The following is a 9,028-nucleotide window of genomic DNA, read 5'->3' as shown; positions in this document are numbered from 1 at the left end:
GGGTTTGTCGGTGCCGACCCCGCCGCCATGGAAGCTTGCTGCCGCACCGACCCGATCGGGTGCAGCGAGACTTGCGAACCTGTTCGCTAGTCGCAGCGGGGTGGGCCGACGTCATCCCCCTCCCCCGCCGCCTTCGCCTTGCGCGCCCGCCGCCACGACGGCCGTTTGCGCACCATCGCCACCCCGTTGTCCGCGATCCCCGGCCCCGGCAGCGGCAGCACCGGCACCGGCCGCCCCTCGGCCTCCGCCGCCGCGATCCATTCGTCATACACCGCGGGCACCTCGCCCCCCGCCGCGGCCCAGCTCGCCTCGCCGCCAAAGCGCTGCACCGGATCGGCGTCGGGCACATCCTCGCCCAGCTGCAACGGCCCGTGATAGGGCGAGGCATGCTCGTCCAGCCGCACCAGCGGCACCGCGGGATCGTCCGCCTGCCACGCGACCGCATCCGGCCCGCCCGCCGCGATCGCCGCATCCATCGCGCGCTGCCGCTCGGCGAGCGCGAGCAGCGCCGCGTCGATCTCCGCCCGCGCCTGTTCGTCGAGCGCCACCCCGTCGAACCCGTCGAGCAACCCCGCCGCCGCATCCTGCGCCGCAAGCCCGTCGCCGCTCGCCCCGAGCGCAGTCGAGACACCCCCATGGATCACCGTCCGCACCGTCGTCGTCGAAGCCTCCGCCACCGCCCCCGCTCCCCCACTCTCAATTCCGTTCGTGCCAGCCCCCTTTGATCCGTTCGTGTCGATCCCTCCTTTTCCGTTCGTGTCGAGCGCAGTCGAGACACCCCGCGCCCCAACACCGCCCCCGGCACCCCCGCCCGAAGCCACCGCCCCCGCACTCGCCCGCGTCGAAAAATAGTTGATCGTCGTGCGCTTGCCGCTCGCATCCTGCCCATAATGGCGCAGGCAGAACATCAGCAGCGCGTCATTGTGCCGCCGCCGATACCCCAGCAATTTGCCGCCGACAAAGACGGGCACCAGATAGCCGTCGATCGCGCGCTCGAACGCAATATCCTTCAGCCGCGCGACCCCGAAATCGAGCGCCGCCTCCCACGCCCGCCGAAAGCTCTCCGCGCCCGGCGCGCGCCGCAGCGTATAGCAATTCGTCTGCGCCATATTGACCATCGCCGCCGCGCGGCTGACCGATCCGGTGTCGGCGAGCGCCGATATGAACGCCCGCTGCCGCTCGGGCGTCCACCCGTCGTGCCGGTACTTGCGCGGCACCGGCGTAAAGTCGGGAAGCGGCGGCCGCGCCTCCTTCGCGATCGGGGTGCGATTCTGCATGATATGCCCTCCTCCATATGTCCCGGGCGAAGCCGGGAGACCAAACCGGACAGCATATGACAGACCGAAAATTTGTAGGAAAGGGTTTTGTTTACATTTTGTTCTTGTGTTCCGGGACTCTTCCTGGCATTTTGCCAAAAATCGACACAGAGGAGCGAAGCATGACCGAAAGCCTGTCCTTCCATGAGCTTCGGCAACGCCTCCAGGTCAAACACTTGCTCACGTTGGAGCCCGGCATCTCGGTGAAACAGACGGCCGAAATGCAGGCCAAGCAGCTTCAACTGGTGCTGCCCCGCAATCTGCACACCACTTACAAACCCGATCAACAGGCGTGGCTGATGGACGTTTCGGACTTTATTCGACTCGTTCAAGCTAGGCAGGTTTGAGCCTTCACCCAACCTCCCGCCACTCCCCTAGCCCCAAATCCCCAATCTCCCACCCCCCGATGCGCCACCGTACCAGCCGCAGCGTCGGGAACCCCACCGCCGCCGTCATCCGCCGCACCTGGCGGTTGCGGCCTTCGGTGATGGTGAGTTCGATCCAGCTGTCGGGCACGCTCTTGCGGTATCGCACCGGCGGGTCGCGGTCCCACAGCTTGGGCGGGTCGATGCGGCGGACGGTCGCGGGGCGGGTCGGGCCGTCGTTCAGCGTGACGCCGCGGGCGAGCGCCGCCAGCGCGGCGTCGTCGGGCTCGCCCTCGACCTGCGCCAGATAGGTTTTGGGCGTCTTGTGCTTCGGCGACGAAATCCGCGCCTGCAACGCGCCGTCGTCGGTCAGGATGAGCAAGCCCTCGCTGTCGCGATCGAGCCGCCCGGCGGGATAGACGCCGGGCACGTCGATATAGTCGGACAGCGTCGCGCGCCCGCCGCCGCTCCCGTCCGCCCCGCCGCGGTCGGTGAATTGCGACAGCACGCCATAGGGTTTGTTGAACAGGATCAGGCGGGGCAACCGGGCCTCCTCGGCTATCGGGACATCCATCTGTAACCGTTCGTGTCGAGCGAAGTCGAGGCACGCCTGGAACGCGCATGCCTTCGCGTGTCTCGACTTCCGGCAAAGCCGGAAGTTTATCCCGAGCGACTGCCAAGGCAGTCGAGGGGCTCGACACGAACGGGAAGAAGGGGCGCGAACGGGAAACGGGCAGACCAAAACAAAACCGGCGGCCGTTTCGGGCCGCCGGTCTGAATCTTACGCCGCCTCTTTTTTCCGCGACGCCTTCTTCCGCTCGTGCGGGTCGAGGATCGCCTTGCGGATGCGGATGTTCTTCGGGGTCACCTCGACCATCTCGTCATCGTCGATATAGGCGATCGCCTGTTCCAGCGTCATGCGCTTCGGCGGGGTCAGGCGGATCGCGTCGTCCTTGCCCGTCGAACGGAAGTTCGTGAGCTGCTTCGACTTCATCGGGTTGACCTCGAGATCCTCGGGCTTGGCATTTTCGCCGATGATCATGCCTTCGTACAGCGCCTCGCCGGGGGAGACGAACAGGATGCCGCGCTCTTCGAGCGGGCCAAGGGCATAGGCGACGGCTTCGCCATTGCCGTTCGAGATCAGGACGCCATTCTTGCGGCCCTCGATCACGCCCTTGTACGGGCCATATTTTTCGAACAGCCGGTTCATGATCCCGGTGCCGCGCGTGTCGGACAGGAATTCGCCGTGATAGCCGATCAGGCCGCGGCTCGGGCCGCTGAAGGTGATGCGCGTCTTGCCGCCGCCCGACGGGCGCATGTCGGTCAGGTCGGCTTTGCGGATCTGCATCTTTTCGACCACCGTGCCGCTATGTTCGTCATCGACGTCGATGACGACGGTTTCATAGGGTTCGGTGCGCTGGCCGCTTTCGTCGGTTTGATACAGCACGCGCGGGCGGCTGATCCCGAGTTCGAAGCCTTCGCGGCGCATCGTTTCGATCAGCACGCCGAGTTGAAGCTCGCCGCGGCCGGCGACTTCAAAGCTGTCCTTGTCGGCGCTTTCGGTGATGCGGATCGCGACATTGGTTTCGGCTTCGCGGTACAGGCGGTCGCGGATCATGCGGCTCGTCACCTTGCTGCCCTCGCGGCCCGCCATCGGGCTGTCGTTGACGGCAAAGCGCATCGACAAGGTCGGCGGGTCGATCGGCTGCGCGGCGATCGGTTCGCTGACGCTCGTGTCGGCGATGGTGTTCGCGACGGTCGCCTGCGCGAGGCCCGCGATCGCCACGATGTCGCCCGCCTTCGCTTCGTCGACGGGGACGCGGTCGAGCCCGCGGAACGCCAGCAGCTTCGACGCGCGGCCGGTTTCGATGACCTTGCCGTCCATGTCGAGCGCGTGGATCGGCTGGTTGACCTTGACCGTGCCCGACTGGACGCGGCCGGTCAGGATGCGACCGATAAAATTGTCGCGGTCGAGCAGCGTCGCGAGGAAGGTGAAGGGCGCGTCTTCGTCGAGGCCGGGTTCGGGGACGTGGCGGACGATCGTTTCGAACAGCGGGGTCAGGTCGCCCTCGCGCGCGTCGGGGCTTTCGGAGGCATAGCCGCCGCGGCCCGAGGCGTAGAGGATCGGGAAATCGAGCTGTTCGTCATTGGCTTCGAGGGTCAGGAACAGTTCGAACACTTCGTCGAGCACTTCGGCGGCGCGCGCGTCGCTGCGGTCGATCTTGTTGACGACGACGATGGGTTTCAGGCCCAGCGCGAGCGCCTTGCCGGTGACGAACTTGGTCTGCGGCATCGGGCCTTCGGCGGCATCGACGAGCAGGATGACGCCGTCGACCATGCTCAGAATCCGCTCGACCTCGCCGCCGAAATCGGCGTGGCCCGGGGTGTCGACGATGTTGATCCGCGTCTGATCGGCGCCCTCACCCCATTCGACACTGGTGCATTTGGCGAGGATGGTGATCCCGCGCTCCTTTTCCAGGTCATTGGAATCCATCGCCCTTTCCTCGACACGCTGGTTGTCGCGAAAGGTACCCGACTGGCGGAACAGCTGGTCGACGAGGGTGGTTTTTCCATGATCGACGTGGGCGATAATGGCGATATTGCGCAGAGACATGCGGGAACGGGCCTTGGTGGGAGGGGGCAGCGCCCGGAGCGCCGCGAAACGCCGCGCCCCTAACAGAATGGGTGCTGCGGCGCAACATGATTGCCGAAGTGGTCGAAGGTGCCACGCAGCGTGGCCCCGGCCATGCAAAGTTTCAATAATTATTGAAACTTCAGAAATAGCAGCCTATAGAGCGGCCATGGATATGTCCCCCGCCCCCGATTCTCCAGTGGCTTCGCCCTCCCCGCCGCTCCGGCTCTCCCCGCTTGCGCAGGCGTTTGTCCTGCATTTCGGCGAGATGGGGAGCCGCTGGGGGATCAACCGGACGGTCGGACAAATTTACGCGATGCTGTTCCTGGCCGACGCGCCGCGCCACGCTGAAGAGATCAGCGAAGCGCTGAGCCTGTCGCGCGGCAGCGTGTCGATGGGGCTGAAGGAGCTGGCGAGCTGGAATCTGGTCCAGTTGCGCCACGTCCCCGGCGACCGCCGCGACTATTACGAAACGCCGCGCGACGTGTGGGCGATTTTCCGGACGCTGGTCGAGGAGCGCAAGAAGCGCGAGATCGACCCGACGCTGACGACGTTGCGGACGTTGCTGATGGAACCCGCGACCGACGCGTCGGATCGTTTTGCGCAGGAGCGCATCGGCGCGATGCACGAGCAGATCGAGCTGCTCACCGACTGGTATGCCGAGATGCGGCGGCTCGACAATGAACGGCTGCTCCAGCTTTTGCGCCTCGGCGAGCGGGTGGTAAAAGCACTCGAGTTCAAGGACCGCATGCTCGGCCGCAGCAAGACCCCGGCCGCAACGGAGAACGACAATGGACGCGCTTGACCCGCTGATCCTCGCGCGCATCCAATTTGCGGCGAACATCAGTTTCCACATCCTGTTCCCGACGATCACCATCGCGCTCGGCTGGGCGCTGCTCGGGTTCAAGCTGGCATATAACCGGACCAAAGATGAAGCGTGGATGGACGCGTACCGCCTGTGGGTGAAGGTGTTTGCGCTGAGCTTTGCGATGGGCGTGGTTTCCGGCATCACGATGAGTTTCCAGTTCGGCACCAACTGGCCGGGCTTTATGGAGAAGGTCGGGAATATCGCGGGGCCGCTGCTCGCTTATGAAGTGCTCACCGCCTTTTTCTTGGAGGCGGTGTTCCTCGGAATCATGTTGTTCGGGTTCAGCCGGGTGCCGAACTGGGTCCACACGCTCGCAACCTTTCTGGTCGCCGCGGGCACGACCTTGTCGGCCTTTTGGATCATCGTCCTCAACAGCTGGATGCAGACGCCGGTCGGATACGAGATCCGCGACGGCGTGGTCCATGCGACCGACTGGTGGGCGATCGTCTTCAACCCGTCTATGCCGTACCGGCTCACCCATATGCTGATCGCGTCGGCATTGACGGTGGCATTCCTGATCGCCGGGATGTCGGCGTGGCGCTGGCTGAAGGACGGCGGCGGCGAAGGCGTGCGGCGGACATTGAAAGCCGCCGTCTATGCCGCCGCGCTGCTGATCCCCCTGCAGATTTTCGTCGGCGACCTGCACGGGCTGAACACGCTGGAGCACCAGCCGCAAAAGGTCGCGGCGATGGAGGCCAATTGGGAAACGCGCAGCCATGTGCCGCTGGTGCTGTTCGCAATCCCCGACGAAGGCGCGCGCGCCAACCATCTGGAAGTGGCGGTGCCGTCGGGCGCCAGCCTGATCCTGAAGCACGAGGCGGCGGGGGTCGTGCCGGGGCTCAACGATTATGCGGGCAACCACCCGCCGGTAGCGCCCTTGTTCTGGGGCTTCCGGATCATGGTCGGGATCGGCGTGGCGATGCTGGCGCTGTCGTGGTTCGCTGCCTGGACGATCCGCCGCCGCGGAGTCGATGCGATGCCGCGCTGGCTGGCACGCGCGCTGGTCGCGATGACCTTCAGCGGCTGGGTCGCGACGCTCGCGGGCTGGTATGTCACCGAAATCGGGCGCCAGCCGTGGCTGGTCACGGGCGTGCTCAGGACCGCCGACGCGGTCGGGCCGGTCGGCAGCGCGATGGTCGCCAGCTCGCTAACGCTGTATCTGATCGTCTATGCGGCGCTGCTGACCGCCTATATCGCGGTGCTCTATCGCCTCGCACGGCTGGGCAAGGCGGCGCGGCAGGGCAAACCGATGTTCCCGCTGCCCGGGGTCGCCGAAGGCCCGGCCGAACCGCAATCGGAGGCACCCGCATGACCCCCTTCATCGATCCCTGGTGGCTGCCGGTCATTTTTGCCGGGCTGATGGGGCTGTCGATCCTGCTCTATGTCATCCTCGACGGCTATGACTTGGGCGTCGGGATGCTGACGCGGCTGGAGAAGGACGAGAACCGCGATTTGATGGTCGCGTCGATCGGGCCGTTCTGGGACGCCAACGAAACCTGGCTGGTGCTGGGCATCGGACTGCTGCTGGTGGCGTTTCCGGTCGCGCACGGGCTGATCCTGACCCAGCTGTACCTGCCGGTGGCGCTGATGCTGGTGGCGCTGATCCTGCGCGGGGTCAGTTTCGAGTTTCGCGCCAAGGCGCCGCCCGAGCATAAGGCGCGCTGGGACCATGCCTTTTTCTACGGCTCGCTGCTCACCGCGCTGTGCCAGGGCTATATGCTCGGCGCCTATGTGCTGGGTTTCGACCAGTCGTTCGCGGCCGTGCTGTTCTGTCTGCTTGCGGCATTGGGGCTGGTCGCGGGCTATATCTTCGTTGGCGCCTGCTGGCTGATCTACAAGGTCGAGGGCGATTTACAGAAGCGCGCGGTCCGCTGGGCCGAGGTCAGCTTGTGGGCGACCGCGCTGGCGATGGCGATCATCTCGATCGCGACGCCGCTGCTCTCGGAACGCATCTTCGACCGCTGGTTCCGCCTGCCCGAAATCATCGCGCTGCTGCCGATCCCGATCGCATCGGCAACCCTGTTCGTCGGCCTCGCAATCTTCCTGCGCCGCCCACTGCGCGCGAAGGACGAGCTGTCTTGGGTACCGCTGGCGGTTGCGGGCATATTGTTCGCGCTGGGCTTTGTCGGCATCGCCTACAGTTTCTACCCCTATCTGATCGCCGACCGGCTCGACATCTGGCAGGCGGCGGCCAGCCCCGAGGCGCTGAGCATCATCCTGATCGGGGCACTGTTCGTGCTGCCGGTAATTCTGGGATATTCGGTGCTGGCGCACTGGATTTTTCGAGGGAAGGCGACGCACCTCAGTTACGAGTGAAACAGGGCGACGAAGCCCTGCGGTAGTCGGCACCCCAGCGGCGATAGCCTGTCGTGTCGATGTGGAAACGCGTGACCGTGTAGATACCGAGGCCGACCTTGTCGCGGGCACCGGTGCGCTCGTGGAGCGGGCAGAGCGTGGCGATCAGCTCGGCACGGGACAGCGGTCGCACCGGCATCAGGTCGAGCGCTGCAAAACGGAGATGGCGGCTTGCCTTCGCGCCCTTGAAACAGGCGTTGGCGACGGGATCGCGATAGCCCGACACGACGCGGACGGGGCCGGTGACGGGGATCAATTCGTCACGGATGTAGCGCGTCGTCGGAACCATCGCGGGCCACAGCTTGCGCGGCGGGACGACGAAGGGCCGCGCTGCAGGACAGGTGCGCCAGCGCGCATCGCTGCGCAACAGATCGGCGAGCGGCAGCACGTCGCCGACACCCTCGCGCGCCAGATAGGCCTCAATCGCCGCGACATCGGCGCCGACGGCGCCCGCGCGCCATGCGACGAAAAGTTCGTCGTCGCGCCGCTCGGCGGCTGGCAGGACAGCTGGCTGTGAGCGCAGCAGGAGCAGGACGGCGCCCGCGCCGAGCCCGACCAACAGCAGCGCCGCAAGCCAACGCTTCACAACATTTCCGCCAGCCGCTCGACCTGTTGCGCCGCCGTCCGCGCGGCACGGATCAGATTCGCCCGAAAATCACCGCCGCTGTCCCCGTTGGCGTCGTCGGTCACCGACTTGATCGCCGCCCAGGGTTTGCCCAGCCGCGCCGCAGCCTGCGCGACGGCGCCGACCTCCATATCGACCAGCGTCGCGCCGAGCGATTTGAGGTCCGCCGCGGCGTCGGGGCAGGCGATAAAGCTGTCGCCGCTGGCGATCCGCGCGTGCGGCAGGCCGAGCCCGGGGTCGGACATCGCGGTGAAATGCGCCGCCCCGGCCTCGCCCATCGGCCAGTCGCCCGCGCGGTAGCGGCGAAACGCGCCGGGATGCGCCGCGCCATAATCGTGCTGGAGCGCCTCGGCGATCCAGTAGGCGCCGGGCTCGGCGCCGAGCGCGCCGCAGGTGCCGGTCATCAGGATGATGTCGGCACTGGCGCCGAGCAGGCCGACGGCAAGCGCGGCGTTGACCTTGCCGAGGCCGCAGGTGGCTATGGTGAGGTTGTGGCCGTGGGTGGGGAGGTGGCGGAGGGGGATGGGATCGGTTTCGCACGTGCCGGTGTTGGCGAAGACGGCGTCGGCTTCTTCGGCGAGGGCGGCGAGGATGAGGAGGTTGGGCATATCATCCCTCTAATCCCCTCTCCGTTCGTGTCGAGCGAAGTCGAGACACGTTCGCTCGGTGCCACGCGTCCCTCGACTTCGCTCGGGACGAACGGGTGTTAATGGACGGGCGATTGCTGATGATCCTCCCTGTGGCGCAGCCATGGGGAGGGGGACCGTTCGCGAAGCGGATGGTGGAGGGGCAGCGACGTTGCGCCATCGCCCCTCCGTCAGCGCTTCGCGCTGCCACCTCCCCATGGCTACGCCACAGGGAGGATCA

The 9,028-nt window shown here is 66.2% G+C and carries 9 protein-coding genes; 4 read left to right on the top strand and 5 right to left on the bottom strand.

The genetic code is table 11. The annotated features are described in order from the left end of the window. Nucleotides 1-86 precede the first annotated feature (86 nt). The gene (locus IR187_RS09460) at nucleotides 87-1,277 is read right to left on the bottom strand and encodes a hypothetical protein (RefSeq protein ID WP_194954353.1); all 1,191 of its coding nucleotides are present in this window, start codon (nucleotides 1,275-1,277) and stop codon (nucleotides 87-89) included. Between the two features lie 161 nt (nucleotides 1,278-1,438). Between IR187_RS09460 and IR187_RS16780 the strand changes: the two genes are divergently transcribed. Further along, on the top strand, nucleotides 1,439-1,663 hold the full coding sequence (locus IR187_RS16780; RefSeq protein ID WP_228765692.1) for a type II restriction endonuclease: 225 nt from the start codon (nucleotides 1,439-1,441) through the stop codon (nucleotides 1,661-1,663). Nucleotides 1,664-1,667: 4 nt separating this feature from the next. Here the strand turns inward: IR187_RS16780 and IR187_RS09450 are convergent, their stop codons facing one another. Together IR187_RS09450 and typA are read right to left on the bottom strand one after the other, a co-directional pair. Next, nucleotides 1,668-2,225, bottom strand: coding sequence for a pseudouridine synthase (locus IR187_RS09450; RefSeq protein ID WP_194954351.1), 558 nt, complete (start codon nucleotides 2,223-2,225; stop codon nucleotides 1,668-1,670). A 237-nt stretch (nucleotides 2,226-2,462) separates the two neighbouring features. Then, the gene (gene typA, locus IR187_RS09445; RefSeq protein ID WP_194954350.1) at nucleotides 2,463-4,295 is read right to left on the bottom strand and encodes a translational GTPase TypA; all 1,833 of its coding nucleotides are present in this window, start codon (nucleotides 4,293-4,295) and stop codon (nucleotides 2,463-2,465) included. Between the two features lie 187 nt (nucleotides 4,296-4,482). Here typA and IR187_RS09440 point away from each other — a divergent pair, with 187 nt between their 5' ends. Genes IR187_RS09440 through IR187_RS09430 form a run of 3 tightly spaced genes read left to right on the top strand, consistent with a single transcriptional unit; the run spans nucleotide 4,483 to nucleotide 7,497 of the window. Next, nucleotides 4,483-5,118 carry a GbsR/MarR family transcriptional regulator gene (locus IR187_RS09440; RefSeq protein WP_228765690.1) on the top strand — a complete coding sequence of 212 codons (636 nt, stop codon included), beginning with the start codon at nucleotides 4,483-4,485 and terminating at the stop codon, nucleotides 5,116-5,118. Next, nucleotides 5,105-6,493 carry a cytochrome ubiquinol oxidase subunit I gene (locus IR187_RS09435; protein WP_194954349.1) on the top strand — a complete coding sequence of 463 codons (1,389 nt, stop codon included), beginning with the start codon at nucleotides 5,105-5,107 and terminating at the stop codon, nucleotides 6,491-6,493. Before IR187_RS09440 ends, IR187_RS09435 begins: the two co-directional genes overlap by 14 nt. Then, nucleotides 6,490-7,497: a cytochrome d ubiquinol oxidase subunit II gene (locus IR187_RS09430; protein WP_194954348.1), complete on the top strand. Its 1,008-nt coding sequence runs from the start codon at nucleotides 6,490-6,492 to the stop codon at nucleotides 7,495-7,497. The genes IR187_RS09435 and IR187_RS09430 overlap by 4 nt, the downstream gene beginning before the upstream one ends. On the opposite strand, the gene IR187_RS17100 is transcribed toward IR187_RS09430, so the two are convergent. Together IR187_RS17100 and IR187_RS09420 are read right to left on the bottom strand one after the other, a co-directional pair. Continuing rightward, nucleotides 7,484-8,122, bottom strand: coding sequence for a D-Ala-D-Ala carboxypeptidase family metallohydrolase (locus tag IR187_RS17100; protein WP_194954347.1), 639 nt, complete (start codon nucleotides 8,120-8,122; stop codon nucleotides 7,484-7,486). The two genes, IR187_RS09430 and IR187_RS17100, sit on opposite strands and share 14 nt — an antisense overlap. Next, nucleotides 8,119-8,769, bottom strand: a complete 651-nt coding sequence (locus IR187_RS09420; RefSeq protein WP_194954346.1) for a 5'-methylthioadenosine/S-adenosylhomocysteine nucleosidase family protein — start codon at nucleotides 8,767-8,769, stop codon at nucleotides 8,119-8,121. The genes IR187_RS17100 and IR187_RS09420 overlap by 4 nt, the downstream gene beginning before the upstream one ends. Nucleotides 8,770-9,028 lie beyond the last annotated feature (259 nt).

Origin of the sequence: Sphingopyxis solisilvae (assembly GCF_015475875.1) — a bacterium.
GTDB classification, from domain to species: Bacteria; Pseudomonadota; Alphaproteobacteria; order Sphingomonadales; family Sphingomonadaceae; genus Sphingopyxis; species Sphingopyxis solisilvae.
Note: the sequence above shows the minus strand (reverse complement) of the source record. Positions and strands in the feature narration are given on the sequence as shown.